We start from the raw sequence: 25,089 nt of genomic DNA, 5'->3' as shown, positions 1-25,089 counted from the left end.
GCCCCATCAACATCTGTGGTCTCATGAAAAATTTTGGATGGATGACCGGCAGCTGGGCCATCGCCCTGCTGCTGGGTTTACCGGTGATTGCTCTGCTTTTCTCTGCCTTCTCGGCTGAGGGGGAGCTGTTTCGCCACCTCGCCGATACCGTGTTGCTCGATTATCTCGGCAATACCCTGGGGCTGGTGGTCGGCGTAGTATTGCTCAGCCTGCTGTTTGGCGTACCCACCGCCTGGCTGGTGGCCATGTGTCAGGTGCCTGGGCGCCGTGCCCTGCAGTGGGCCTTGATGCTGCCAATGGCCATGCCCTCCTATATCGTCGCCTACGTCTATACCGACCTGCTCGACTACTCGGGCCCGTTACAAGCCGGGTTGCGAGCGCTCTTTAGCTGGAACAGTCCTGCCGATTACTGGTTTCCGGCCATTCGCTCCCTTGGCGGCGCCGCCTGGGTGCTGGCGCTGGTGCTGTTCCCCTATGTCTATCTGCTAACCCGCGCCTCTTTTCTCGAGCAGTCAGTCAGCCTGATCCACTCCAGCCGCCTGCTCGGCTGTACCCCCTGGCAGAGCTTTCGCCGCCTCAGTCTGCCGCTGGCGCGCCCCGCCATCATGGTGGCGGTATCGCTGGTGGCCATGGAGACGCTGGCAGATTTTGCCACCGTCCACTTCTTTGCCATCAACACCCTGACCACGGCGGTCTACGATACCTGGCTCGGCTATGGCAGTCTGGCCACCGCGGCCAAGCTCTCCTGCCTGATGCTGCTGGCTGTAGTGCTGCTGATCGCGCTGGAGCGCCGCTCGCGCAGTCGGCAGCAGGTGTTCCAGAAGTCCATGGGCCATGAGCAGCCTCTGCGCTATCCGCTCAAGGGGATGAGCCGCTGGTTGGCGGGTCTCTGGTGCTGGGGGCTGGTGCTGGCCGGTTTCGCTCTGCCGTTCATCATCCTGCTCGATTACGGCGTGCGTTACTTCGAGTTGTCGTGGACGCCGGAGTTTGTCCGCTTTGCCGGAAACAGCTTGGCTATCTCGGCGCTGACCGCTCTGCTGGCGATGGGCATCGCCCTGCTGCTCGGCTTCTTCCGCCGCCTCGATGGCGGGATAAAGAGTCTGTTGCCCCTGCGCATCGCCGCCATGGGCTACGCCATGCCGGGTACCGTGCTCGCCATCGGTGTGCTGGTGCCGCTAACCGCCCTCGACTTTGCCATCAACGATCTGGCCGAGTGGCTCGGGCGTCAGGGCCCGGGCTTGCTGCTAACCGGCACCATCACCGCCATCGTGTTCGGTTATCTGGTACGCTTCGTGGCCATCGCCATCGGCTCGGTGGAGAGCAGCATGGGCAAGATCTCCCCCAGTCTCGACATGGCTGCCCGCTCCCTGGGGCAGGGGGATGGCGGCATGCTGCGCCGGGTCCATCTGCCGCTGGTGCGCCGCGGTCTGTTTGCCGGTGCCATGCTGGTGTTTATCGAATCCATGAAGGAGCTGCCCGCCGCCCTGCTGCTGCGGCCGTTCAACTTCGATACTCTGGCGACCCACGTCTATCAGTTTGTCTCGGACGAGATGCTGGAGCGTGGCGCGCTGGGGGCTATCGTCATTGTGCTGGTGGGGCTGTTGCCGCTGATCTGGGTCAACCGCAGTCTGGACAGTCCGGGCCACTGAGTCGCCGCGTCGGTCAATGAAATTGCATGCGGTGTGCTGAACCGAAAGGCAGCGCGCCGCCAGAAACGAGAGGAAGTCAGCCTTGTCCTGTTTGCAGGTTGAAAATGTCAGCTGTCGTTACAACGGCCGCAATGTGCTGGAGCAGCTCTCCCTGACGGTGGCAGACAACGAGATCGTCTGCCTGCTGGGAGCCAGTGGCTGCGGCAAAACCACGTTGCTCAAGGTCATCGCCGGGCTGCTGCCGTTGGCAGAGGGCTCTATTCGCCTCGGCGATACCCTGCTCGACGGGCCGGGTGCCAGCGTGCCGCCCGAGGCGCGCAACATCGGCATGATCTTTCAGGATTACGCCCTCTTTCCCCACCTGACGGTGGCCGACAATGTCGGCTTTGGCCTGACCAAACTCGATCGCCGTGCCCGCCAGCAGCAGGTGGGCGAGGCGCTGGCGCTGGTCAATCTGCAGGGGCTGGGGGATCGCTATCCGCACCAGCTCTCCGGTGGTCAGCAGCAGCGGGTGGCTATCGCCCGGGCGCTGGTGTGCAAGCCGCGGCTGATGCTGCTGGATGAGCCCTTCTCCAACATCGATACCCAGGTGCGGATGAAGCTGATCCTCGAGATCCGCGCCCTGCTCAAGCAGCAGGGGATCGGCGCCATCTTCGTCAGCCACAGCAAGGAGGAGGCGTTCGCCTTCGCCGATCGGCTGGCGCTGTTTCGCGCCGGTCATATCGAGCAGGTGGGTCAGCCGGAGCAGCTCTATCGCCGCCCGCAAAACCGCTTCGTGGCGGAGTTTCTCGGCGGGGTCAACTATCTGGCTGCCGAGGTAGTGGACAGCTACTGCGTACAGACGGCGCTCGGGGTCATCTGTGGCAGTGAGCCTCATGGCCGCGCAGTGGGTGAGCAGTTGCAGCTGATGCTCCGCCCCCAGCAACTGCTGCTGGAGAGCGCCGCAGATGGCGAGCTCAAGGTGGTGGAGCAGCAGTTCCTCGGCCACCACTGCCGGGTGCTGTTCGAGTGTGGCGATCTGCAGCTGGAGGCGAGCATTGGTGAGCCCCTTGATGGGATGCGGGCACGGATCAAGGTCGCTCCCCATGGGCTGGTGTTGTTTGACCCTTTGCCCTGAACGCGTGATATCGTCGTGAAATCAAAGAACTGGATCCACTCTGGTTTATAATCGCGCAACGCAAATAGCCCGTAACGCTAACGCCTACTCAGGGGAGAGATATATGAAAGCCCAAGCCGGGATCTGCGCAGAGCCGAATCTGCACGCCCTCTATCTGATGTTCAATCGCACCGGCGACGCCGCCGAACTGGTCGGCCGTCTGGCCAAACTGCCCGCCCTGTGGCAGGCGGTTGCCGCCGATTTCCCTGATGCCGGGTTCAGCGGTCTGGTTGCCGTTGGCGCCGATGCCTGGGATGGTCTCTACCCTGCCGCCCGTCCGCCCCAGTTACGCGGCTTTATGGCGCAATCCGCCAACGGTCAGGATGCCCCCAACACCCCGTTTGATCTCTTTATTCAGCTGCGCGCCGATCGGGTGGATGTGCTGCACCACGCCGGTCACCGTGTGATGGCATTGCTGGCCGGACTGGTAGAGCTGGCCGAAGAGGTGCGCGGTTTCCGCAACCTGGATTTCCGTGACCTGACCGGTTTCGTTGATGGCACCGAGAACCCGCAGGATGAACACCGTGCCGAAGTGGCGTTGCTGGCCGATGGCGAGTTTGCCGGTGGCTCCTATATTCACGTCCAGCGCTGGGTCCACGCCATGAGCGACTGGGAGAAGCTGGCGCAGAAAGAGCAGGAAGACATTATCGGTCGCACCAAGCCCGACAATATCGAGTATGAATCTGCCGCCAAGCCGCTGACAGCCCACATCAAGCGGGTCAACCTCAAAACCCCGAAAGGGGAGTCCATGGAGATCCTGCGCCAGAGCATGCCCTGGGGCACCATGACCGAGCAGGGACTCTACTTCATCTCCTGCTGCCGCACACCGCAGCACTTCAACGCCATGCTGGCCAGCATGTACAAGGGGGAGGGCAGCCACTTCGACCACCTGCTGCGTTTCACCAAGGCAGTGACCGGCGCGGCTTTCTTCGCCCCATCTGAAGGTTTTTTGATGGAGCAGGGTAAATAAGCCCGCCTGACGAAGCTGCAGAAAACAAAAATCCCGGCCTTGGCCGGGATTTTTCGTTCTGGCTTGACCGCTATGACGCGGTAGCGGCCATTACGGCGTCTGTTCGAACAGCTCGAGGGCGGAGAGGTAGAGCTCTTCGATATCGGTGTCGCTGGTCGGGGTGATGAAGATGGTGTCATCACCGGCGATGGTACCGAGGATCCCCTCTGCCTTGCCGAGGGAGTCGAGCAGGCGGGCGATCAGCTGGGCTGCGCCCGGGCTGGTGTGGATCACCACCAGTGCGCCGTTGTGATCGACGTCCAGTACCAGATTCTTGAGCGGGCTGGAGGTGGTGGGCACGCCCAGTTCCACCGGCAGGCAGTAGACCATCTCCATCTTGGCATTGCGAGTGCGAACGGCGCCGAAGCGGCTCAGCATGCGCGATACCTTGGACTGGTTGATGTTCTCGAAGCCCAGCTCTTGCAGGGCGGTGACGATTTCTGCCTGGGAGCCAAAGCGCTCTTCTTTCAGCAAGGCTTTAAAGGCCTTGGCCAGTTTTTCTTGCTTGTCGTTGTGTTTCATCTTGGTCTCACGAATGAGGAGGTGTGGCGGCCTGTGCGATACAGGCGGCAGATACGAACAGCGGGGCCATTTTGCATTCATATGCCGTTTTTTGCAAGGAAGCGGCGCTTGTTCTGCATATTGATTCAAAAATGGCTTGCATCAACCTTTATTAGGGATAGAATCGGGATGAAATTTTGAAAACTTATTCAATTGGGCTGTATGGGTATTGAATTAATAGGTATCGAGAAGTCCTGGCACAAGGTGCCGGTTCTGCAACAGGTCAGCTTTCGGACATCCCCCGGTGAAACCTTGGTGTTGCTGGGCCCGAGCGGTGCTGGCAAGAGTTCCCTGCTACGGATGATGAACCTGCTGGATACCCCGGATGCGGGTGTTCTGCGGATTGGTGAAAGTGAATTTTCTTTCCCGAACTCCCTCTCTGCTGCCGAATTCAACCGCCAGTCCCAACTGCTGCGTCGCAAGGTGGGGATGGTGTTCCAGCAGTACAATCTCTGGCCACATCTCACTGTGATGGAGAATCTGATTGAAGCGCCGGTCAAGGTGCTCGGCATGAGCAAGGAGGCCGCCATCGAGAAGGGGGCCTACCTGCTGGCCCAGCTGCAACTGGCCGACAAGCGCGATGCCTGGCCTGCCCGTCTCTCTGGCGGCCAGCAGCAGCGGGTGGCCATTGCCCGTACCCTGATGATGGACCCGGAAGTGCTGCTGTTTGACGAGCCGACTGCTGCCCTCGATCCCGAGATCACCAAGGAGGTGGCCGAGATCATCCGTAACCTGAGCCAGACCGGCATTACCCAGGTTGTGGTGACCCACGAGGTCGACTTTGCCCGCAAGGTGGCCAGTCAGGTGATTTATCTGGAGAAGGGGCGGATCATCGAATCCGGCACCGCTGCCATTTTCCAATCCCCGCAAACCAGCCGGTTTGCCGAATTCTTGATGCATTGATATTGAATCGATAAGGAAGCTGTCATGAAAAAGAGTCTGTTGTTGGTTGCTGCCATGGGCCTGTTGAGTACCTCCGTCATGGCCAAAGAGATCAAGTTCGCCACCGAGGCCACCTACGCGCCGTTCGAATACCTGGATGACAAGAACGAGTTTCAGGGTTTTGACATCGATCTGGCGCGCGCCATCTGCGAGCAGGCCAAGCTGGAGTGCAGCTTCCATAACCAGGCCTTTGACAGCCTGATCCCCAGCCTCAAATTCCGTCGCTACGATGCTGCCATCGCCGCCATGGACGTGACCCCGGAGCGCTCCGCTCAGGTCGATTTCTCCGACATCTATTACGAGAACTCGGCAGTATTCGTCGCCAAGAAAGGGGCCTTCAAGGGGCCGGAAGAGATGGTCGACAAGACAGTCGGCGTGCAGAACGGTACCTCTCACCAGTCCTATCTGGTGGATAACTGGGTGAGCAAGGGCCTGCTGACCGTGCCGTACGCCAGCTACCAGAGCGCCTTCCTCGACATGATGAATGGCCGTACCGACGGTGTCTTTGCCGATACCGCCGTTGCTGCCGACTGGCTGAAGCAGCACAAGGAGTATGCGGTGGTGGGTGCGCCGGTGACCGATGCCAAGTACTTCGGTACCGGCTTTGGCATCGCGGTCGCCAAGGGCAATCAGGAGCTGCTGACCCAGCTGAACAAGGGGCTGGCCGAAATCAAGGCCAACGGCACCTATCAGAAAATCTTCGACAAATACTTCGCGCAGTAAGCCATGTTGAGCCTGTTGTTGGATGCAGCCTGGATGACCCTCGGGCTGGCCTTGGCATCACTGGTCGGGGGCATGGTATTGGCACTGGCGTTCAGTGCCGCCGAGCTCAGCAAGCAGCGTGCATTGGTGTGGCCGGTGGCCACCCTGACCACGCTGATCCGTGGCCTGCCCGAGTTGCTGGTGGTGCTGTTCATCTACTTCGGCTCGACCCAGGTGTTGTTCCTCATCACTGGCGAGTATGTGGAGTTCAGCCCGTTCGCCTGTGGCGTGCTGGCGCTCTCCCTGCTGTTCGCCAGCTATGCGACCCAGACCCTGCGGGCGGCGCTCAATGCGGTGCCTTCAGGTCAACGGCTGGCGGCGCTGGCGTTGGGGTTGAGCAAGAGCCACATCTTCTTTCGCATCGTGTTGCCGCAGGCGTGGCGCCACGCCTTGCCGGGCCTCGGCAACCAGTGGCTGGTGTTGCTGAAAGATACCGCGTTGGTGTCGCTTATCGGGGTGAACGAGATGATGCGTCAGGCACAGATGGCCTCGGCCAGTACCTATGAGCCTTTCACCTGGTATGCCGCCGCGGCCCTCATCTATCTGGCCATCAGTCTGGTGAGTGAATATGGCCTCGGGCTGGCTGCCCGCTACACCCGCCGCTACGGAGGCTGACTGATGCAAGAGTATCTCGTTACGTTGCTGGGCGGTCTGGTCACCACGCTGGAGCTGACCCTGTTCAGCCTGCTGCTGGGGATTGTGCTGGCGGCCCTGATGACCTGGGTGCTGGAGCTGCGCCTGCCGGTGGCGACCCAGCTGGTGCAGCTGTGGGTGCTGCTCTTTACCGGTACGCCGCTGCTCATTCAGATCTTCCTGATTTACTACGGGCCGGGCCAGTTCGAGTGGCTGAAAGCCAGCCCGCTCTGGCCGCTGCTCAAGCAGCCCTGGTTCTGCGCCGTGCTGGCGCTGGGTCTCAACACCGCGGCCTACTCCACCCGGTTGTTCAAGGGGGCGCTTGATGCCATCCCGGCCGGTGAAGTAGAGGCGTGTCGTGCGCTTGGCTTTAACGGCCGCCAGACCTTGTGGATGAAGGTGCGCCATGCCGCCCGTCATCTGGTGCCTGCCTATTCCAACGAGGTGATTCTGGTGCTTAAGGGGAGCTCCCTCGCCAGTACCATCACCATCATGGACATCATGGGGCTGGCGCAGGGGTTGAACGCCCAGACCTACGATACCCTGGCGGTGTTCGGGGTGGCAGGCGGGCTTTATCTGGCGATGAACGGATTGTTAACAATTGGTTTTCGCTGGTGTGAAAAACGGGCGCTGGCATTCCAATCCTGAGACCTTCAAATCTACCTCTTTATGGTAAGGAGAAGTGCAGAAAAACTGTGCTTCTCCTCCAATTTTTTGTATTTCCCTCCAATTTTTGCTCCCGCATGTTTCGTGGCTCACAGAACCCGTGACTGCAACTGTTATCAGATTGTTTTTTATGGGGGGATCCATTAAGGTTGGGCGCACAACAACAAACAACCTTAAACCTACGCTTAAACATGGAGTTGATCATGAAAGTTGCCGTTCTGGGTGCCGCTGGTGGCATCGGTCAAGCCCTCGCTCTGCTGTTGAAAAACCGTCTGCCGGCTGGCTCCGAGCTTAGCCTGTATGACATCGCCCCGGTTACTCCGGGTGTGGCCGTTGACCTCAGTCATATTCCTACCGACGTCGCCATCAAGGGCTTCTGCGGTGAAGATCCGACTCCTGCGCTGGTTGGGGCCGATGTGGTGCTGATCTCCGCCGGTGTGGCACGCAAGCCGGGGATGGATCGCTCCGACCTGTTCAATATCAACGCCGGTATCGTCAAGAATCTGGTCGAGAAGTGCGCGGCCACTTGCCCGAAAGCACTGATCGGCATCATCACCAACCCGGTCAACACCACTGTGGCTATCGCCGCCGAAGTGCTGAAGAAAGCCGGTGTCTATGACAAGCGTCGTCTGTTCGGTGTCACCACTTTGGACGTGATCCGCGCCGAGACCTTCGTGGCCGCTGCCAAAGAGCTGAACATCGACAAGGTTCGCGTCAATGTGATCGGTGGTCACAGTGGCGTCACCATTCTGCCGCTGCTCTCCCAGATTGCAGGTGCCTCCTTCACTGCTGAAGAAGTGGCTGCCATGACCAAGCGCATCCAGAATGCCGGTACCGAAGTGGTTGAAGCCAAGGCCGGTGGCGGTTCTGCGACCCTCTCCATGGGTCAGGCGGCTTGCCGTTTCGGTCTCTCCCTCATCAAGGGTCTGCAGGGCGAAGCCAACGTTGTTGAGTGCGCCTACGTTGAAGGCAACGGCGAGCACGCCACCTTCTTCGCGCAGCCGGTACTGCTGGGCAAGAATGGCGTCGAAACCGTACTGGATTACGGTAAGCTGAGCGCCTTCGAGCAGGAAGCGATGGAAGGCATGCTGGCTACCCTGAAAGCCGATATCCAGCTGGGTGTCGATTTCGTCAAGTAAGCGGGTCAACCGTGCCAACAAGGGAGCTTCGGCTCCCTTTTGTATTGATGAGATCCGCCCGGCAGGCTAAGGGGATGGGGGTTGGTGCCGATAACAGAGTGCAGCAGGAGATCCTTATGATGAAACCCCTTACCCTTCTCGTTCTTGTCGGTGCATTCACCGCGCCCCTCTATGGTGCCGAGGCGGTATCGGCTGCCGTATCGAGCGATGCGCCTGCAGCAACTGCATCGGTACCGACCACAAGCAGTGCTGCGGTGGCAACGGCGCCTGTCTCTGCTGCTACGCCAGCGCCCTCTGAGGCCGTCCCCGTCTTGCTTCCGGCCGAGCCGGTCACGCCCGTTGCCAGCAGTGGCGAGGGGGACGCGCCGCTGCCAAAACCGGCGGAACCTGCTGCTGTGGTTGCGCCTCCCGCACCTCTGGCCGCAGGCGAGTTGCAGGCGGTGCCGCTCTATCGTCAGGACGAGCTGCTCAACTGGATTGAGCAGGGGCGCCACCTCACTCAGGTGAAGCAGGATCGCTGTCAGCTGACTCAGGATATCGAAGCGCGCGCCTCGGTGATGAAGATCCCGGCCTATCAATTCCTCTGGGGGGATATGCTGGCGTGGGGTGTCTGCACCAAATCCAATGCCGAGCTCGGGGTGCAATATATGTGGGAGGCGGCCAATCAGGGGTTGGCGCCGGCGCTCGAGCAACTGGGTCGCTACTACTGGAAAGGAACTTTGGTGCAGAAGGATTTGGTGCGAGCCGAGACCCTGATGCGCGAGGCGGCCAGCCTCGGTTTTCTGCGGGCTCGCATCGAGTGGGTCGAGATGCTGTTGCAGGGGATGGGCAGTCCGCTCGATTATGAGGACGCCTATCGCTGGCTCCATGGCTCCGTCATAGGTGACAAGGCGCTGCACCAGAAGGCGGCGAGTCTGCTCAACCGTCTTGGCAACAGGATGCCGGCCAACGTGGTGGCCCGCGCCAAGGCGATGCACTGATCCAAAAAAATGACCCACAGATCTGCACCTGTGGGTCCGGTTCCAGCCGCCGTGCCATGACAGGCCGGAACCTCCCTCTGTTATATGGCTGCCCGCGCTTTAGAGATCTTGGTGGGGGCCAAAAACTTCGTAATGGAGCTGCCCCGTTGGTACCCCAGCAGCCAGCAGCTGCCGCTTGATCTCTTGCATGAAGCCGACAGGGCCACAGAAGTAGTAGTGGGCCTCTGGCGTGATGCGATCCTTCACGGCAGTCAGATCCATGGTGCCGGCCAGGTTGTAATCTTCACCCTGTACATCGCTGGCCTCCGGCTCCCGATACCAGACCCGGCTCAGCAAGTTGGGATGCTGGCGGGATTTTTGCTGAATATCCTCCCGGAAGGCGTGTACAGCGCCCTGTTCGCAGGCGTGTAGCCAGGTGATCTCGGCCTGATGAGCACTTTCCAGCAGCTGGTTGAGCATGCTCATCATAGGCGTCACGCCGACACCGGCTGAGAGCAGTACCACCGGGGTCTGGCTGTCGGCTTTCAGGTAGAAATCGCCGGTAGGGGGCATCACCTCGATCTTGTCACCCGCCTGCAGGTGATCGTGCAGCAGGTTGGAGACCTGACCCTGCGGCTCACGCTTGACGCTGATGCGGTAATCCTGGCCGTTGGGGGCATCGGAGAGGGAGTATTGGCGGATCTCCTGATATTCCAGCTCGGGGTGAACCAGCTTGATGCTGAGATATTGGCCCGGTTTGAAGGTCAGTACCGGCTTGCCATCTTCCGGCGCCAGCAGGAAGGAGGTGATGAGGTCGCTCTCGGCTCGCTTCTCCTTGATGATGAAGGTGCGGGTACCTTGCCAGCCGCCATCCTGATTGGCCTTCTCCTGATAGATCTCCTGCTCTCGGCCGATGAAGATGTCGGCCAGCACGCCATACGCCTTGCCCCATGCCTCCAGCACCTCGTCGGTGACCGTACTTCCGCCCAATTCTTTGAGCGTGGCCAAGAGATGACTACCTACAATGTGATATTGTTCCGGCTGGATCAGGAATCCGGTATGTTTGTGCGCAATCCGCTCGACCGCACCGGCGAGTGCTCCCAGATTGTCGATATTCTTGGCATACGCGGCGACTGCATTGAACAGGGCCAGCGGCTGGCCGCCACTGCGTTGGTGGGCCAGGTTGAAGATATCTTTCAGCTCCGGGTTATGGCTGAACATCCGCTGATAGAAGTGCTGGGTGAGGGCAGGGCCTGCCGATTCGAGCAGCGGAATGGTGCTTTTGATGACGGCAACGGTGGTTTGATCTAGCATAGGGGCCTCGTTCTAATTGAACATATAAAATGCCATTTAATAAGTGTCATCCTAGATGTTTATTTGATTTGAATCAATACTCCACTTTTCGCATCGCGCTAATCAGGTTTTATGAGACTAACCAGTTATACAGATTTTGGATTGAGAGCCCTGCTCTATCTTGCCACCCTGCCGGAAGGGGAGTTGTCGAGCGTTGCCAAGGTATCGGCCCTGTATGGCGTTTCCCGCAACCACATGGTGAAGGTGGTCAATCAGCTGGTGAAGCTGGGCTATCTGCAATCCCAGCGGGGCAAGAATGGCGGTATTCGCATGGCTTGCGATCCCGCCACCATCAATATCGGGCAGGTGATCAGGGCGCTGGAAGGCAATCTGGACGGCATTGACTGCGGCTCGCCCGCTTGCCACATCGTCTCTGTCTGTCTGCTCAAGAGTGCGCTGAAAGAGGCGATGGATGCGTTTCTGGCGGTGATGGACAGCTATACGCTGCAAGACCTGCTGGCCAACCGTGACGAGCTGCAACGGGTCTTCGGCGAGTTGATCCCGACGCTGGTGCTGGAGCCGGATGATGAAGATGAGCAATGACGATGAGCAATAGAAAAGGGCTGCCACTGGCAGCCCTTTTTCAATCTTGCGAATCCGATTCCGCCCGGTACGATGCCGGCATAATCCGCGCCATCTTGACCATGTTGTTCTCCACATCGAGGATCTCGATAGGATAACCGGCCAGCCGGATCCCGATGTTGGGCTGGGGGATCTCCTCCAGATATTCGAGGATCAGGCCGTTGAGGGTACGCGGGCCATCGATGGGCAGATGCCAGTTCATCTCCTTGTTCAGCTCACGAATATTGGCTGAGCCTTCGACCAGATAAGAACCATCTGACTGGGGATGGATCTCGTCGCTCGGCGCTGGCGTCATGGAGGTGGTGAAGTCGCCGACGATCTCTTCCAGAATATCGTCCAGAGTGATTAGCCCCTGAATATCGCCGTATTCGTCGACGATCAAGCCAATTCGCTCCTTGTTGCGCTGGAATTTGGCCAGCTGCACGTTGAGCGGCGTTCCTTCCGGAATGAAGTAGATCTCGTCCACTTCCCGCAACAGGCTCGATTTGTTGAACTGATCCCTGGCTACCAGCCGCAGGGCATCGCGCGCGTGCAAAAAGCCGACAACGTCGTCGATATTGTCGCGATAGAGGAGGATCTTGGTGTGAGCGCAGTGGGCCAGCTGGCGCTGGATGCTCTTCCAGTCATCGTTGATGTCGATGGCGTAGATATCGCTGCGTGGCACCATGATGTCCTCGACCAGCATCTTGTCGAGATCCAGAATGCTCAGCAGCATCTCCTGATGACGTTGGGGGATCAGGTTACCCGCCTCATTGACTATGGTGCGCAGCTCCTCGGTGTTGAGGGAGTCATCCTTGTTGGGATTGATCTTCAGCATCTTGAGCAGGCCGCTGGTGATGCCGTTGATCAGCCAGACCAGCGGCGAGAGCGGCACCATCAGCCCCTTGAGGATCCAGGAGGCGGGATAGGCGATCTTCTCCGGAAACATGGCTGCCAGGGTCTTTGGCGTCACTTCACCGAATACCAGCACCACCAGAGTCAGGCCGAAGGTGGCGATGGCGACCCCGAGATCACCAAACAGCCGGATACAGACGATGGTGGCGATGGCGGAGGCGAGGATATTGACCAGATTGTTGCCGATCAGGATCAGTCCCAGCAGGCGATCGGGGCGGGCGAGCAGTTGCTCGACGCGACGTGCGGCTTTGTGTTTGGTCTGTGCCAGATGCCGCAGTTTGTAGCGGTTGATGGACATCAGGCCGGTTTCGGCACTGGAGAAAAAGGCGGAAAGAAGGATCAAGATAACGAGAACAATCAGTAATGTACTCGTTGAGATGCTGTCCAAAAAGGGCTCCTGTTGGATGGTATGGCTAAAAGAGTATAGGTGTCAGCTCAACAGCACTTCTTTGACGAAGCGGCTGCCAAAGTAGGCAAGAGTCAGGATGAAGCTGCCAATCAGACTGAGTGTGATGACTTTACGGCCGCGCCAGCCATAGGTGTGATGACCCCACAGCAGCAACACGTAGACACACCATGCCAGGATGGAGAGCACTGCCTTGTGAGACTTGCCCTGGGCGAACATATCTTCGAGGAAGAAGAGGCCGGAGGCGATGGAGAGTGTCAGCAGCAGCACTCCCGCAGAGATCAACTGGAACAGCCGTTTCTCCACTGTCATCAGTGGCGGCATGGCTGGCAGGTTGCTGATTTTTCGAGATTTTAGTTGCTTGTCCAGACAGGCGAGCTGCAGCGCAAACAGACAGGCGATCATCAATACCGAGTAGGCCATCAGGGCGAGGCCGATGTGCAGCAACAGCTGGGGATGGGCCTCCAGATGGGTTATGTAGCGACCCGGGATCAAGGCGCTGGCAGCCAGCAACAGGGCCGAGAAGCTATAGACTACCGGCAGCAGGATCCAGCCGTTGAAGCGACGGGTGACGCAGGTCATGAAGCAACTGATGATCAGGCTCACCAGCGAGGCGACGTTGAGCATGCTCAGGTTTTGACCGGAATGGGTCACCATTACTTCGCTGGCAACAGATGCACCATGGGCTACCAGTGCCAGTCCCACGCAAGCGAACAGGGGGGTGTACCCGACTTGTTTGGCATTGAGCAGCAGGTGCAGTGAGGCGATGATGGCCAGCAGATAAAACGCCAGGGCCAGAACAGAGATCACGATCATAACCAGGTCGTTGTTACACAAGCATTTAGGGATATAAGAGGAGCAGTATACCTTGCACAAGATGTGCTCGCCAGTTGTGCAATGGCCGATCCGCCCATATATAGGGACGAAGCATAGATGAGCGACGGTGCGGTGAATAATCGTCCTCGCGGCTGCTCTGGGTTATAATGCCCCCCATTTATTACGCCAAGAACCGGAATGCGTCATGTTTGAGAATTTGACTGAAAGACTCTCGCGCACCTTGCGCAATGTCAGTGGCCGTGGTCGGCTGACCGAAGAGAACATCAAAGAGACCCTGCGCGAAGTCCGCATGGCGCTGCTTGAGGCGGACGTCGCCCTGCCGGTCGTGCGTGATTTCGTGGCGCGCGTCAAGGAGCGTGCCGTCGGGCAGGAAGTGGCCAAATCCCTGAGCCCGGGTCAGGCATTCATCAAGATAGTGCACGGCGAGCTGGTCACCGTGATGGGGGAGGCCAATGAACAGCTCAATCTGGCTGCCCAGCCGCCCGCCATTATCCTGATGGCCGGTTTGCAGGGGGCCGGTAAGACCACCACGGTCGGCAAACTGGCCAAACTGCTCAAAGAGCGCAACAAGAAGAAGGTGTTGGTGGTCAGTGCCGACGTCTATCGCCCTGCGGCGATCAAACAGCTGGAGACCCTGGCGGGTGACATCGGCGTCGACTTCTTCCCGAGCGATGCAAGCCAGAAGCCGGTTGCCATCGCGACTGCCGCTATCGATCAGGCGCGCAAGAAATTCTATGACGTGGTGATCGTCGATACCGCCGGCCGTCTGCATGTTGATAGCGAAATGATGGCCGAGATCCAGGATCTGCACGCCACCATCAAGCCTGTCGAGACCCTGTTCGTGGTGGATGCCATGACAGGTCAGGATGCCGCCAACACCGCCAAGGCGTTCAACGAAGCGCTGCCCCTTACCGGCGTGATCCTCACCAAGGCGGACGGCGATGCCCGCGGTGGTGCCGCCCTGTCGGTGCGCCACATCACCGGTAAACCGGTCAAGTTTATCGGTATGGGTGAGAAGACCGATGCGCTGGAGCCGTTCCACCCGGATCGTCTCGCCTCCCGCATCCTCGGTATGGGCGATGTGCTCTCTCTGATCGAAGAGGTGGAGCGTAACGTCGATAAAGAGAAAGCTGCCAAGCTGGCCAGCAAGGTCAAGAGCGGTAAAGGCTTCGATCTCGAGGACTTCCGCGAGCAGTTGGCCCAGATGCGCAACATGGGCGGCATGATGGGTATGCTCGACAAGCTGCCGGGCATGTCCGGCCTGCCGGACAACATCAAGGATCAGATGGATGACAAACTCACCGTGCGGATGGAGGCCATCATCAGCTCCATGACGCCGAAAGAGCGTGCCCATCCCGACCTCATCAAGGGCTCTCGCAAGCGTCGCATCGCTGCAGGTTCCGGCATGCAGGTGCAGGACGTGAACAAGCTGCTCAAGCAGTTCACAGAGATGCAGCGCATGATGAAGAAGATGTCCGGCAAGGGCGGCATGCGCAAAATGATGAGCCAGATGAAGAACATGCTGCCACCGGGATTTGGTGGCGGTCGCGGTCCGTTCTGATTATCCGGAGTTAGGTATTGAGCGAGGGTCTGCGAGTTGCAGGCCCTTTTCATTGCAGCCCTGCGCAAAAAATGGCTGGCTTGGTTGCAATTATTACGAATCCAAGTAGAATTATGCGGCTTATTTTAAGCTAGGGTCCGCGTGTTTGCGGGCCTTGTTCATTAGATGTTAATGAGGACGATATGGTAACCATTCGTTTACAACGTGGTGGCGCGAAAAAGCGTCCGTTCTACCAGGTAGTAGTTGCTGACAGCCGTAACGCCCGCGACGGTCGTTTCATCGAGCGCGTTGGTTTCTTCAACCCGGTTGCTTCTGGTCAGGCTGAAAAGCTGAACCTGGACCTGGCTCGTATCGAGCATTGGGTTGCTACTGGTGCCGCTGTTTCTGAGCGCGTTGCCAAGCTGATCAAAGACGCTGCCAAAGCTGCTTAATCAGCCAAACGGTAAGGAGTTAAGGTGGAAAAACCTGTAGTTCTGGGCACCCTGGGGACCGTTTACGGCATCAAGGGCTGGCTTAAAGTGAACTCCTTCACCGATGTTGCCGAAGCGATTTTCGATTACAACCCTTGGCTGATTAATCAGAACGGGGCGTGGCGTGAAATTCGGGTTTCATCCTGGAAACGTCACAACAAGGGTCTGATCTGCAAACTCGATGGTATCGATGTGCGCGAAGATGCCCTGGCATTGACCAATGTCGAGATCGGCGTACCCGCTGATCTATTGCCTGCGTTGCCTGAGGGCGAGTTCTACTGGCGTGACCTGATTGGTTGCTCGGTAGTGACCACCAAGGGATATGACCTAGGCAAGGTGACCGAATTGATGGAAACCGGCTCCAACGATGTGTTGGTGGTTGAGGCCAATGTAAAAGATGCCTTTGGTGCAAAGGAGCGGTTGATTCCGTTCCTGGAAGAGCAGGTGATCAAGAATATTGATCTGACTGCTCGAACAATCGAAGTTGATTGGGATCCTGGTTTCTAGTTTCCCGCGCTAACACGGGTGCCGGAGGTTTCTTATGTGGATTGGGGTTATTAGCCTCTTCCCTGAAATGTTCCGAGCCATTACCGAGCACGGGGTAACGGGTCGGGCCGTCAAGAGTGGCCTGCTGCAGATTGAGTGCTGGACCCCCCGGGACTTTACCCACGACAAACACCGTACGGTCGATGATCGTCCTTATGGTGGTGGGCCCGGCATGTTAATGATGGTTCAGCCGCTGCGTGACGCGATTCATGCAGCCAAGCAAGCGGCGGGAGACGGGGCGAAAGTCATCTATCTCTCCCCTCAGGGACGCAAGCTGACTCAAGCGGGCGTAACCGAGTTGGCGACGAATCAGAAACTGATTCTGGTAGCCGGTCGATACGAAGGTATCGATGAACGCGTGATACAAACCGAAGTCGACGAAGAGTGGTCTATCGGGGATTACGTGTTAAGTGGTGGCGAGTTGCCTGCCATGACCCTGATCGATGCGGTTTCGCGTCTGGTTCCAGGAGTCTTGGGTGATCAGGCCAGTGCTGAGCAGGACTCCTTTACGGATGGCTTGCTGGATCATCCCCACTACACTCGGCCGGAGGTGTTGGATGGATTGGCGGTGCCCGAGGCGCTGACAAGCGGCAATCACGAAGTGATTCGGCGCTGGCGTCTCAAGCAATCTCTCGGACGAACCTGGCAAAGAAGGCCGGAACTTATTAACAACCTAGCTCTGACTGACGAGCAAGAATCACTTCTTGCCGAGTATGTCCGCGAAGTGCGTGACAGCGTTAAGTAGAGTTTTCAGTTTATCCTAGGTAAGGAAAGACAATGAGCAAGATTATTCAGCAGCTTGAACAAGAGCAAATGCGTACCGACATCCCGGCTTTTGCCCAGGGCGACACCGTACGTGTTCAAGTTCGTGTTAAAGAAGGTGGTAAAGAGCGTCTGCAGGCTTTCGAAGGCATCGTTATTGCCAAGCGTAACCGCGGTCTGCACTCTGCTTTCACCGTTCGCAAGATCTCCAACGGCGAAGGTGTTGAGCGTGTATTCCAGACTCACTCTCCGCTGATCCACAGTGTAGAACTGAAGCGTCGTGGTGATGTTCGCCGTGCCAAACTGTACTACCTGCGCAACCTGTCCGGTAAAGCTGCTCGTATCAAAGAGAAGCTCAACTAATTCGATTCGAATTGGTGTCGGTATGTCGGCTAAAAGCTCGACAGGTAGTGAAAAGGCTCGCCAATGGCGAGCCTTTTTTGTATCCGGAATTCGGTCACTGCTTACTGGCTGACTCGTACCACCGAGTTGTCGCGGCCGTAGGGGCTGGGTACGTAGGCATCGGCTTGCCAGTCATTCTCGTAGAGGGTCTCTCCCTCAGGAGTGATGAACTGGTAGCAATACTCGAAACTCTCCGGCCCGTCGGTCGGCAGATTGAGGGTGGCCTTGAACTCACCGCTCTTCATGCGTTTCAGCTCGACCGGTTGCCACTGGGTGAACTCGCCGATCAGCATCACCTGTTCTGCCCCTGCTGCGGCCTCCTTCTCTACGGCGAAGGTCACCTTGACCTCGGGTTTGGACTTGAGAAACTGCTTGGTAAGCGGCATGACGCCTCCTTGTCTGTGAGTTAAAAATGGCTCCTGTCTATTTTTATACCACCATATGACAAAGATGTTGATAAGGTAGATCAAGTCGGCAAGGCAAAATAGCGTTGCAGCAGACTGTGGGTGAAGTCGATCTTGAGATAAAAGCCGCGGGGCAGCGTCATGATGGGTTGACCATCGCGGCCGATGGCGCGAGTCAGCGCTTTGTTGTTGGCTGCCTTGGGGCGCAGTTGCATCACCTGGCCGTGGCGCGCGCTGATCTGCTCCACCTCTCCCAGCACTATCATATCCATCAGCTCCTCCCAGTCCTGACGCAGCAGCCGATCTTCCTCTTCATTCGGGCTCCACATCAGCGGCATCCCGACCCGTCGCTCGCCAACCGGGATCTCCCGACTGCCTTCCACCGGGATCCAGAGCACCCGGGAGAGCTTGTTGCGCACGTTTGACTCTTCCCAGCGCTGGCCGCTGACGCCGATTAGCGGGGCGACGCAGACGAAGGTGGTTTCCAGCGGTTTGCCTTGAGGATCCACGGGGATCGTCTTGAGTTCGATCCCCAGCTCTGGGAAGTCTTGTTCCGGCTTGCTCCCCGCGCTGGCCCCCAGTTGCAACTCGATCAACTGGCCAACCCACCCCTTGTCACGGCGCAGATCTTTGGGCACCACGACGCCGGCCTCGGCGGCTATCTGCGCCAGGGTGAAACCGGCCATGGCATTGGCGCGGCTTAATAACTCCTGCTCGGATTGGGGATTGCTTGGCATAGTTGGCTCCATCTTGCTCGCCATATTCTAACAGGGGAGGATCCCGAGAAGGATCGTTGTTTTTATAACCGATCCTGAGTGGATAAGATCAAACATGGATAAGTTGAGTGTTATGTGTGCATCATCATGATTTTAAAGGTTTTTGTATGTTTTATCGAGCACGGTTCCTAGCGGTGCTTGAGCTTGAAATAGTTGTCCAAGGGTTTGCTCGCGATGTTACACACAGTTATCCACAGAAATCTTGGATAAGTGGATGAAAGTGGAAGGTATGGCCGATATGTTACAAAAAATTGTGAATCCTCCCCCATTTTTGCCGAGCAAGCAGGGTAGATAATGTGCCGTGCTTGTGGATAATCTGTCCTGGGTGGATCTTTGACCAGTTGAACTTGTTCACAATCAGTCTCAGGGAGCACGCTACCGGAAGAGCATGGATCCAGATCCAGTATTATGCATTTAAGTTATTGTATATAAAGTGATTTTTATATTGTGTGTCGTGTGGTGACATGAATGTCTTCTTTTCACTACTATTGAAAAAGTACTGTATATACCCGTTTGCTAACAGCTTTATGCACAGCCTGGGTGGGCAACTTGGAGGCGCGGATCCTTGGATTTGTTTATAAGTATGTTTGAAATCGAAAGTTATTCATGAAACAGGGGATTCACTCCTTGTTTGCTGCCACGGAGTGAATGTGGAACAATCTCCTTATAGATTCAGCCTTTATAAGGTGATCACGTGATTGATGGCGACGGATTTCGTCCCAATGTCGGTATCGTGATCTGTAACCGTGAAGGACAAGTGTTGTGGGCTAAACGCTATGGGCAGCACTCCTGGCAGTTTCCGCAGGGGGGGGTTGATGATGGTGAAACGCCAGAGCAGGCCATGTATCGAGAGCTGTATGAGGAGATTGGCCTCAAGCCCGAAGATGTGACCATCATGGCCACCAGTCGTAACTGGCTAAAGTACCGTTTACCCAAACGTCTTGTCCGCTGGGACAGTTCACCGGTCTGTATTGGCCAAAAACAAAAATGGTTCTTGTTACAGCTGAATTCGGGCAAGGAGTCGCGGATCCAGTTCGGCTGTCATGGCCATCCCGAATTTGACGACTGGCGTTGGGTCAGCTTCTGGTACCCGGTGCGTCAGGTCGTTTCGTTCAAGCGGGAGGTTTACCGCCGGGTCATGAAAGAGTTTGCCCCGCTGGCGATGCCGGTGCCGGCAGTGCAGGTCAACAAGAAGGATGGGCGGCGCAATCGCGCCCGTTAAGGAGCACAGATTAGTTGTTAACGGAACTGAGACGTATCGTCGAGAGCATGGCCGAGGCCAATACCCTCGAGCAGTCCTTGCAAGCATTGGTGAGCCAGACCCGGCACGCCATGGCAGTGGACTGCTGCTCCGTCTATGTCTCGGAACCCGAGGTGCGCCGCTATCGCCTGGCGGCTACTGACGGCTTGGCCCCGTCCGCAGTCGGCAAGGTGACCCTGCCTTACGAGCAGGGCATCGTCGGTCTGGTGGGTCAGCGGGAAGAGCTGATCAACCTGGCTGATGCCCCCGCGCATCCCAGTTTCAAATTCCTGCCCGATGTGGCCGAAGAGGCGTTCCGCTCTTTCCTCGGCGCTCCCATCATGCATCAGCGTCAGGTGGTCGGCATTCTGGTGGTGCAGCAGAAGGAGAGCCGCCGCTTCGATGAGGGGGAAGAGTCCTTCATGGTCACCCTGGCGGCCCAGCTGGCGGCGCGGATCGCCCAGGCGCAGGCCAAGGGGTGGTTGCAGAAGACCGACTGGAGCAAGCCGCTGCGCGGTATTGCCGGTGCCAGCGGCATCGCCATGGCCAAGGCCTGGGTGTGGCGGCCCCGCAAGGCGCTCTCGTCCATTACCCCGCGCAAGGATGAAGACCATGCCAGCCAGCTGGCGCGGCTGGAGCTGGCGGTTGAGGAGGTGCGCCACGATCTGGAGAGTCTGGCGCTGCGTTTTCGCGAGAGCTACAGCCAGGATTCGGTGGCGATTTTCGATATCTACCTCCATCTGCTGAACGATCCCGGCTATATCAAGCCCATTCGCAACAAGGTGAGCAAGGAGCACTGGACTGCGGTATCTGCGGTCAAGCTGATCAGTGATCGCTTGATCGAGCAGTTCAAAGGGATGAAGGATCCCTACCTGCAGGAGCGCTCCACCGACGTGAAGGATATTGCCCAGCGGCTGATCAGCCGACTGGTGCAGAATGAACCGGAACATATCTCCATCGGCGAGCCGGTGGTGCTGGTTGCCGATGAAGTGACCGCCACCATTCTGGCGGAAGTGCCCCGCGAGTATCTGACCGGGGTGGTCTCACTCAAGGGGGGGACCAACTCCCACGCCGCCATTCTGGCCCGCGCCATGGGGGTCGCCGCCATCATGGGGGTCGATCTGCCCCTCGGCGACATCGGCGGTCGCATGCTGGTTGTCGATGGTTACAGCGGCGATCTCTTCATCGAACCCAATCAGGTGATTCTGACCGAGTATCGTCAGCTGCTGAGCGAAGAGCGGGCGCTCGATACCTTGGTGCGCAGTGTCGACAACTTGCCATCCGAGACGGCCGACGGCACCAAGGTCTCCCTGCTGCTCAACGCCGGTCTCAGTGCCGATACCGAGATCTCCCTCAATCAGCTGGCGGACGGGGTCGGTCTCTATCGCACCGAGATCCCCTTTATGCTGCAGGAGAGTTTCCCCTCAGAGTGGGAGCAGACAGCCCGTTATCGCGGCATTCTGGAGACCTACCGCAACCGGCCGGTCTGCATGCGGACGCTGGATGTGGGCGGCGACAAGCCGTTGCCCTATTTCCCCATCGTCGAGGAAAACCCCTTCCTTGGCTGGCGGGGGATCCGGATCACCCTGGATCACCCCGAACTGTTTCTGGTGCAGCTCAAGGCGATGCTGCGGGCCAGTGAAGGGCTGGACAATCTGGCCATCATGCTGCCGATGATCAGCAGCGTCAGCGAAATCAAAGCCTCCCGTCGTCTGCTGGATCAGGCATGGCGGGAAGTGTCGGAAGAGGCGGCGAGCCGCGATGCAGTGATCCGCTACCCCAGCCTCGGGGTGATGATCGAGGTGCCCTCAGCCCTCTTTATTTTGCCGGAGATGGCGCCGCTCATCGACTTCTGGTCTGTGGGCAGCAATGACCTTACCCAGTACCTGCTGGCGGTGGATCGCAACAATTCCCGGGTTGCCAACATCTATGATGCTTTCCATCCTGCGGTGATCCGCGCCCTGCAACAGCTGGTTGATGCTTCCCACCGCTACCAGAAGCCGGTGTCGGTCTGTGGCGAGCTGGCCGGTGATCCGGTCGGTGTACTGTTGCTGCTTGCCATGGGCTATCGCCGCTTCAGTATGAACACCCACAACATCGCCCGGATCAAGTACGTGCTGCGTCAATCCACCCTGAGCGAGTTGACCGAACTGATGGCCGATGGCCTCAAACATGACAACCCCCACGTACTGCGCGGCCTGTTTGCCCGCTATCTGGAGGAGCATGGTTTGGGCGGTTTGCTGCGAGCCGGTCATAAATCGAAACAGAGTGATTGATAATCATGCCTTGTCCCTGCTGACGAATGATCGGAAAATGCGGCTTTTATTTTGACTGGGGCCGCATATGCAGCACGATGGATATTGGGTTTTCTCGCAGATTGATCCCGTAGCATTCAGTTTGGGACCACTATCGGTACGCTGGTATGGTCTCATGTACCTGTTCGGTTTCGCGTTTGCCATGTGGCTTGCCGGCCGTCGCGCCGATGCGCCGAACAGCGGCTGGACCCGCAACGAGGTGTCGGATCTGCTGTTTTACGGCTTCCTCGGGGTGATCCTCGGTGGCCGTGTCGGTTACGTGCTGTTCTACAACTTCGATCTCTTCCTCGCGGATCCCACCTACCTGTTCAAGATCTGGACCGGCGGTATGTCGTTCCACGGTGGTCTGATCGGGGTGATCACCGCGATGATCTGGTTTGCCCACAAGACCAAGCGCCACTTCTTCACCGTGGCCGACTTTGTGGCACCGCTCATTCCGTTCGGTCTCGGCGTCGGCCGGATCGGCAACTTCCTCAACGGCGAGCTGTGGGGCCGGGTCACCGATGTACCCTGGGCCATCATCTTCCCGGAGGCCGGCCCCGAGCCGCGTCATCCCTCCCAGCTTTACCAGTTCGCACTGGAAGGGGTGGTGCTGTTCATCATCCTCAATCTCTTCTGGCGCAAGAATCCGCCGCGCGGTGCCATCTCCGGCATGTTCCTGCTGTTCTACGGCCTGTTCCGCTTCCTGGTGGAGTTTGTGCGCCAGCCGGACAGCCAGCTTGGTCTCTATTTCCAGGAGATCAGCATGGGCCAGATCCTCTCCACCCCGATGATTATCGCCGGTGCCCTGATGATCTGGGCCGCCTACAAGCGTCCGCAGTTGTTCGGTAATGCCGTGAAGGAGGCGAAATAATGCGAGCTTATCTCGACCTGATGCAGAAAATCCTCGATGAGGGGACCGTCAAGTCTGACCGTACCGGCACCGGTACTATCTCCCTGTTCGGCCATCAGATGCGCTTCAATCTGGCGGAGGGTTTCCCGCTGGTGACCACCAAGAAGTGCCACCTGCGCTCGATCATTCACGAGCTGCTCTGGTTCCTCAATGGCGATACCAATACCGCTTATCTGAAGGAAAATGGCGTCAGCATCTGGGATGAGTGGGCCGACGAGAATGGCGATCTGGGGCCGGTTTACGGCGCGCAGTGGCGCTCCTGGCCTGCCGCTGACGGGTCTGTCATCGACCAGATCCAGAAGGCGGTGGATGACATCAAGCACAACCCGGATTCGCGCCGCATCATCGTCTCCGCCTGGAACGTGGGCGAGCTGGACAAGATGGCGCTGGCTCCCTGCCACGCCTTCTTCCAGTTCTATGTGGCGGACGGCAAGCTCTCCTGCCAGCTCTACCAGCGCAGTTGTGATGTGTTCCTCGGCCTGCCGTTCAACATCGCCAGCTACGCCCTGCTGACCCACATGATGGCCCAGCAGTGCAATCTGGAAGTGGGTGACTTTGTCTGGACTGGCGGTGATGTGCATCTCTACTCCAACCACATGGAGCAGACAGCTCTGCAGCTCTCCCGCGAGCCGCGCCCGCTGCCGACCCTGCTGATCAAGCGCAAACCTGACTCCATCTTCGACTACAAGTTCGAGGATTTCGAGATCGAGGGTTATGACCCCCATCCCGGCATCAAGGCGCCCGTCGCCATCTGATAGCAAGGCGCCTCAGGGCGCCTTTTTTATGCAGTTAAATAATTGAAAATTCATTTTATTGATTAATAAGACGGTAGCCAGAGACGAGGAAAAACCTGCTTATAGCAGGTATGTTCTATTTTGCTTTCGGTTTTTTCGTTGTATTGAGCAGCAAGAAACGATTTTCCATTGGTTGTTGCAAGGGATAGACTCAAACCAAAGCAATACGGTGGAAAATTTAACCATGAGTGACGTAATCAAAAAGTTCCTGAAGCTGGAGGCCGCCTCCGGAATTATTCTGATCATGGCTGCCATGCTGGCAATGATTTTAGCCAATACCGCGCTGGCTGGCGGGTATCAGGCGTTTCTCGACACGCCGGTGCAGGTGCGCATCGCGGCTCTCGACATCAACAAGCCACTGCTGCTCTGGATCAACGATGGCTTTATGGCGATTTTCTTCCTGCTGGTTGGTCTGGAAGTGAAGCGTGAAATGTTGGAGGGGGCGCTCTCCTCTCGGGTGCAAGCGACTTTTCCGGCTATTGCGGCGGTGGGCGGCATGCTGGCTCCAGCCTTGATCTACGCCTTTTTCAACTATTCGGACGAAGTGGCGCGTGCTGGCTGGGCGATCCCGGCTGCGACCGACATCGCCTTTGCCCTCGGGGTGATGGCGCTGCTCGGCAAGCGGGTGCCGGTGAGCCTCAAGGTATTCCTGCTGGCGCTGGCCATCATGGATGACCTCGGCGTCATCATCATCATCGCACTCTTCTATACCCAGCAGTTGTCGCTTGAGGCGCTGGCGATCGGCCTTCTGGCTACCTTTACCCTGTTCTGGATGAACCGTCGTGGCGAGGACAGGATCAGCCTCTACATGCTGGTTGGTCTGGTGCTCTGGGTTGCTGTACTCAAGTCGGGCGTTCACGCGACGTTGGCCGGTGTGGTGGTCGGATTTATGATCCCGCTCAAGGGGAAGCGTTATGAGTCGCCACTCAAGCATCTTGAGCACTCGTTACATCCCTGGAGCGCCTATCTGATCCTGCCGCTGTTTGCCTTTGCCAACGCAGGGGTATCCCTTGAGGGGATAGGTCTCTTCTCCCTGTTGAATCCGGTGCCCATGGGCATCATGCTGGGACTGTTTATCGGCAAGCCGCTCGGGGTGTTTACCATCAGCTGGCTGTCGGTCAAACTGGGTATCGCCCAGTTGCCGCCCGGGGTTAACTTCAAGCAGATTTTTGCGGTCAGCATCCTCTGTGGTATCGGATTCACCATGTCGATGTTTATCGCGTCACTGGCCTTTGAGCATGGTGGGCTGGATTACGGCAGCTACTCGCGCCTCGGGATCCTCGTTGGATCCAGCATTGCAGCGCTGGTTGGCTATCTGGCCTTGCGATTGTCACTCCCCAAGAGTGATGGGGACCAGAATGCGGAGGGTTTATGAGAAA

Annotated in this window: 26 protein-coding genes; 20 read left to right on the top strand and 6 right to left on the bottom strand. The window is 58.0% G+C overall.

Translation table 11 applies throughout. The features are described 5' to 3' along the window. Nucleotides 1-23 precede the first annotated feature (23 nt). The 3 genes from G5179_RS06915 (at nt 24) to G5179_RS06905 (ending at nt 3,775) form a co-directional block, all read left to right on the top strand. Nucleotides 24-1,649, top strand: a complete 1,626-nt coding sequence (locus G5179_RS06915; protein ID WP_323930865.1) for an iron ABC transporter permease — start codon at nt 24-26, stop codon at nt 1,647-1,649. Between the two features lie 82 nt (nt 1,650-1,731). Continuing rightward, nucleotides 1,732-2,766 carry an ABC transporter ATP-binding protein gene (locus G5179_RS06910; protein WP_421258091.1) on the top strand — a complete coding sequence of 345 codons (1,035 nt, stop codon included), beginning with the start codon at nt 1,732-1,734 and terminating at the stop codon, nt 2,764-2,766. Nucleotides 2,767-2,869: 103 nt separating this feature from the next. Then, nucleotides 2,870-3,775, top strand: coding sequence for a Dyp-type peroxidase (locus G5179_RS06905; RefSeq protein ID WP_421258090.1), 906 nt, complete (start codon nt 2,870-2,872; stop codon nt 3,773-3,775). A 90-nt stretch (nt 3,776-3,865) separates the two neighbouring features. Here the strand turns inward: G5179_RS06905 and argR are convergent, their stop codons facing one another. Beyond that, nucleotides 3,866-4,336 carry a transcriptional regulator ArgR gene (gene argR / locus G5179_RS06900; RefSeq protein ID WP_005340378.1) on the bottom strand — a complete coding sequence of 157 codons (471 nt, stop codon included), beginning with the start codon at nt 4,334-4,336 and terminating at the stop codon, nt 3,866-3,868. A gap of 201 nt (nt 4,337-4,537) precedes the next feature. Here argR and G5179_RS06895 point away from each other — a divergent pair, with 201 nt between their 5' ends. The 6 genes from G5179_RS06895 (at nt 4,538) to G5179_RS06870 (ending at nt 9,497) form a co-directional block, all read left to right on the top strand. Next, nucleotides 4,538-5,278, top strand: coding sequence for an ATP-binding cassette domain-containing protein (locus G5179_RS06895; RefSeq protein ID WP_005357971.1), 741 nt, complete (start codon nt 4,538-4,540; stop codon nt 5,276-5,278). A 24-nt stretch (nt 5,279-5,302) separates the two neighbouring features. Continuing rightward, nucleotides 5,303-6,040, top strand: a complete 738-nt coding sequence (locus G5179_RS06890) for a transporter substrate-binding domain-containing protein (RefSeq protein WP_019445594.1) — start codon at nt 5,303-5,305, stop codon at nt 6,038-6,040. 3 nt (nt 6,041-6,043) lie between these two features. Next, the gene (gene artQ, locus G5179_RS06885) at nt 6,044-6,694 is read left to right on the top strand and encodes an arginine ABC transporter permease ArtQ (RefSeq protein ID WP_043826111.1); all 651 of its coding nucleotides are present in this window, start codon (nt 6,044-6,046) and stop codon (nt 6,692-6,694) included. Nucleotides 6,695-6,697: 3 nt separating this feature from the next. Continuing rightward, nucleotides 6,698-7,360 carry an arginine ABC transporter permease ArtM gene (gene artM, locus G5179_RS06880; protein WP_005348902.1) on the top strand — a complete coding sequence of 221 codons (663 nt, stop codon included), beginning with the start codon at nt 6,698-6,700 and terminating at the stop codon, nt 7,358-7,360. 221 nt (nt 7,361-7,581) lie between these two features. After that, nucleotides 7,582-8,517 carry a malate dehydrogenase gene (gene mdh / locus G5179_RS06875; RefSeq protein ID WP_421258089.1) on the top strand — a complete coding sequence of 312 codons (936 nt, stop codon included), beginning with the start codon at nt 7,582-7,584 and terminating at the stop codon, nt 8,515-8,517. 395 nt (nt 8,518-8,912) lie between these two features. Further along, nucleotides 8,913-9,497 carry a tetratricopeptide repeat protein gene (locus G5179_RS06870; RefSeq protein ID WP_026034955.1) on the top strand — a complete coding sequence of 195 codons (585 nt, stop codon included), beginning with the start codon at nt 8,913-8,915 and terminating at the stop codon, nt 9,495-9,497. A gap of 99 nt (nt 9,498-9,596) precedes the next feature. Here G5179_RS06870 and hmpA read toward each other — a convergent pair whose 3' ends face one another. Beyond that, entirely contained in the window at nt 9,597-10,790 is a 1,194-nt protein-coding gene (gene hmpA, locus G5179_RS06865; RefSeq protein ID WP_421258088.1) for an NO-inducible flavohemoprotein, read from the bottom strand. A 111-nt stretch (nt 10,791-10,901) separates the two neighbouring features. Here hmpA and G5179_RS06860 point away from each other — a divergent pair, with 111 nt between their 5' ends. Then, nucleotides 10,902-11,372, top strand: coding sequence for an Rrf2 family transcriptional regulator (locus tag G5179_RS06860; protein WP_005340388.1), 471 nt, complete (start codon nt 10,902-10,904; stop codon nt 11,370-11,372). A 40-nt stretch (nt 11,373-11,412) separates the two neighbouring features. Here G5179_RS06860 and G5179_RS06855 read toward each other — a convergent pair whose 3' ends face one another. Both G5179_RS06855 and G5179_RS06850 read right to left on the bottom strand, forming a co-directional pair. Continuing rightward, nucleotides 11,413-12,693, bottom strand: a complete 1,281-nt coding sequence (locus G5179_RS06855) for an HlyC/CorC family transporter (protein ID WP_005348906.1) — start codon at nt 12,691-12,693, stop codon at nt 11,413-11,415. Nucleotides 12,694-12,735: 42 nt separating this feature from the next. Beyond that, complete coding sequence (locus G5179_RS06850) at nt 12,736-13,527, bottom strand: cytochrome C assembly family protein (protein WP_216952848.1); 792 nt, start codon at nt 13,525-13,527, stop codon at nt 12,736-12,738. Between the two features lie 205 nt (nt 13,528-13,732). Between G5179_RS06850 and ffh the strand changes: the two genes are divergently transcribed. From ffh to rplS, 5 genes are all read left to right on the top strand, one after another. Continuing rightward, entirely contained in the window at nt 13,733-15,109 is a 1,377-nt protein-coding gene (gene ffh / locus G5179_RS06845; RefSeq protein ID WP_005341384.1) for a signal recognition particle protein, read from the top strand. 182 nt (nt 15,110-15,291) lie between these two features. After that, nucleotides 15,292-15,540 carry a 30S ribosomal protein S16 gene (rpsP, locus tag G5179_RS06840; RefSeq protein WP_216952849.1) on the top strand — a complete coding sequence of 83 codons (249 nt, stop codon included), beginning with the start codon at nt 15,292-15,294 and terminating at the stop codon, nt 15,538-15,540. A gap of 24 nt (nt 15,541-15,564) precedes the next feature. Then, nucleotides 15,565-16,086 (top strand): ribosome maturation factor RimM, encoded by a 522-nt coding sequence (gene rimM, locus G5179_RS06835; protein WP_005340394.1) that lies wholly within the window; start codon nt 15,565-15,567, stop codon nt 16,084-16,086. A gap of 34 nt (nt 16,087-16,120) precedes the next feature. Next, on the top strand, nt 16,121-16,870 hold the full coding sequence (gene trmD, locus G5179_RS06830; RefSeq protein WP_290037524.1) for a tRNA (guanosine(37)-N1)-methyltransferase TrmD: 750 nt from the start codon (nt 16,121-16,123) through the stop codon (nt 16,868-16,870). Between the two features lie 32 nt (nt 16,871-16,902). Further along, a complete protein-coding gene (gene rplS / locus G5179_RS06825) occupies nt 16,903-17,250 on the top strand; it encodes a 50S ribosomal protein L19 (RefSeq protein WP_005308701.1) in 348 nt (115 codons plus the stop codon). A gap of 101 nt (nt 17,251-17,351) precedes the next feature. Here the strand turns inward: rplS and G5179_RS06820 are convergent, their stop codons facing one another. Together G5179_RS06820 and mutH are read right to left on the bottom strand one after the other, a co-directional pair. Further along, nucleotides 17,352-17,675 carry an isoamylase early set domain-containing protein gene (locus tag G5179_RS06820; RefSeq protein ID WP_227341903.1) on the bottom strand — a complete coding sequence of 108 codons (324 nt, stop codon included), beginning with the start codon at nt 17,673-17,675 and terminating at the stop codon, nt 17,352-17,354. Between the two features lie 80 nt (nt 17,676-17,755). Then, entirely contained in the window at nt 17,756-18,430 is a 675-nt protein-coding gene (gene mutH, locus G5179_RS06815; protein ID WP_421172262.1) for a DNA mismatch repair endonuclease MutH, read from the bottom strand. Nucleotides 18,431-19,163: 733 nt separating this feature from the next. Between mutH and rppH the strand changes: the two genes are divergently transcribed. The 5 genes from rppH (at nt 19,164) to nhaA (ending at nt 25,085) form a co-directional block, all read left to right on the top strand. After that, nucleotides 19,164-19,691, top strand: coding sequence for an RNA pyrophosphohydrolase (rppH, locus tag G5179_RS06810; protein WP_005340421.1), 528 nt, complete (start codon nt 19,164-19,166; stop codon nt 19,689-19,691). A 14-nt stretch (nt 19,692-19,705) separates the two neighbouring features. Next, complete coding sequence (ptsP, locus tag G5179_RS06805; protein WP_421258087.1) at nt 19,706-21,985, top strand: phosphoenolpyruvate--protein phosphotransferase; 2,280 nt, start codon at nt 19,706-19,708, stop codon at nt 21,983-21,985. Nucleotides 21,986-22,052: 67 nt separating this feature from the next. Beyond that, the gene (gene lgt / locus G5179_RS06800; protein ID WP_031227775.1) at nt 22,053-22,877 is read left to right on the top strand and encodes a prolipoprotein diacylglyceryl transferase; all 825 of its coding nucleotides are present in this window, start codon (nt 22,053-22,055) and stop codon (nt 22,875-22,877) included. Then, nucleotides 22,877-23,671 (top strand): thymidylate synthase, encoded by a 795-nt coding sequence (gene thyA, locus G5179_RS06795; RefSeq protein WP_330124901.1) that lies wholly within the window; start codon nt 22,877-22,879, stop codon nt 23,669-23,671. The genes lgt and thyA overlap by 1 nt, the downstream gene beginning before the upstream one ends. 223 nt (nt 23,672-23,894) lie before the next feature. Then, nucleotides 23,895-25,085 (top strand): Na+/H+ antiporter NhaA, encoded by a 1,191-nt coding sequence (nhaA, locus tag G5179_RS06790; RefSeq protein ID WP_421258086.1) that lies wholly within the window; start codon nt 23,895-23,897, stop codon nt 25,083-25,085. Nucleotides 25,086-25,089: the final 4 nt, after the last annotated feature.

Origin of the sequence: Aeromonas sp. 600886, assembly GCF_049174935.1 — a bacterium.
In the GTDB taxonomy this organism is placed as follows: Bacteria; Pseudomonadota; Gammaproteobacteria; order Enterobacterales; family Aeromonadaceae; genus Aeromonas; species Aeromonas veronii_A.
The sequence above is the reverse complement of the archived record's forward strand: the minus strand, read 5'-3'. Positions and strand labels throughout refer to the sequence as shown.

Bases quoted from the DNA above. Each gene is read 5' to 3' on its own strand.
- G5179_RS06905 (WP_421258090.1), top strand. From the start codon at position 2,870: ATGAAAGCCCAAGCCGGGATCTGCGCAGAGCCGAATCTGCACGCCCTC.
- thyA (WP_330124901.1), top strand. From the start codon at position 22,877: ATGCGAGCTTATCTCGACCTGATGCAGAAAATCCTCGATGAGGGGACC.
- artQ (WP_043826111.1), top strand. From the start codon at position 6,044: ATGTTGAGCCTGTTGTTGGATGCAGCCTGGATGACCCTCGGGCTGGCC.
- rplS (WP_005308701.1), top strand. From the start codon at position 16,903: ATGAGCAAGATTATTCAGCAGCTTGAACAAGAGCAAATGCGTACCGAC.
- G5179_RS06860 (WP_005340388.1), top strand. From the start codon at position 10,902: ATGAGACTAACCAGTTATACAGATTTTGGATTGAGAGCCCTGCTCTAT.
- rpsP (WP_216952849.1), top strand. From the start codon at position 15,292: ATGGTAACCATTCGTTTACAACGTGGTGGCGCGAAAAAGCGTCCGTTC.
- nhaA (WP_421258086.1), top strand. From the start codon at position 23,895: ATGAGTGACGTAATCAAAAAGTTCCTGAAGCTGGAGGCCGCCTCCGGA.
- mutH (WP_421172262.1), bottom strand. From the start codon at position 18,430: ATGCCAAGCAATCCCCAATCCGAGCAGGAGTTATTAAGCCGCGCCAAT.
- mdh (WP_421258089.1), top strand. From the start codon at position 7,582: ATGAAAGTTGCCGTTCTGGGTGCCGCTGGTGGCATCGGTCAAGCCCTC.
- G5179_RS06890 (WP_019445594.1), top strand. From the start codon at position 5,303: ATGAAAAAGAGTCTGTTGTTGGTTGCTGCCATGGGCCTGTTGAGTACC.
- lgt (WP_031227775.1), top strand. From the start codon at position 22,053: ATGCAGCACGATGGATATTGGGTTTTCTCGCAGATTGATCCCGTAGCA.
- artM (WP_005348902.1), top strand. From the start codon at position 6,698: ATGCAAGAGTATCTCGTTACGTTGCTGGGCGGTCTGGTCACCACGCTG.
- G5179_RS06850 (WP_216952848.1), bottom strand. From the start codon at position 13,527: ATGATCGTGATCTCTGTTCTGGCCCTGGCGTTTTATCTGCTGGCCATC.
- G5179_RS06915 (WP_323930865.1), top strand. From the start codon at position 24: ATGAAAAATTTTGGATGGATGACCGGCAGCTGGGCCATCGCCCTGCTG.
- hmpA (WP_421258088.1), bottom strand. From the start codon at position 10,790: ATGCTAGATCAAACCACCGTTGCCGTCATCAAAAGCACCATTCCGCTG.
- G5179_RS06895 (WP_005357971.1), top strand. From the start codon at position 4,538: ATGGGTATTGAATTAATAGGTATCGAGAAGTCCTGGCACAAGGTGCCG.
- G5179_RS06820 (WP_227341903.1), bottom strand. From the start codon at position 17,675: ATGCCGCTTACCAAGCAGTTTCTCAAGTCCAAACCCGAGGTCAAGGTG.
- ffh (WP_005341384.1), top strand. From the start codon at position 13,733: ATGTTTGAGAATTTGACTGAAAGACTCTCGCGCACCTTGCGCAATGTC.
- trmD (WP_290037524.1), top strand. From the start codon at position 16,121: ATGTGGATTGGGGTTATTAGCCTCTTCCCTGAAATGTTCCGAGCCATT.
- argR (WP_005340378.1), bottom strand. From the start codon at position 4,336: ATGAAACACAACGACAAGCAAGAAAAACTGGCCAAGGCCTTTAAAGCC.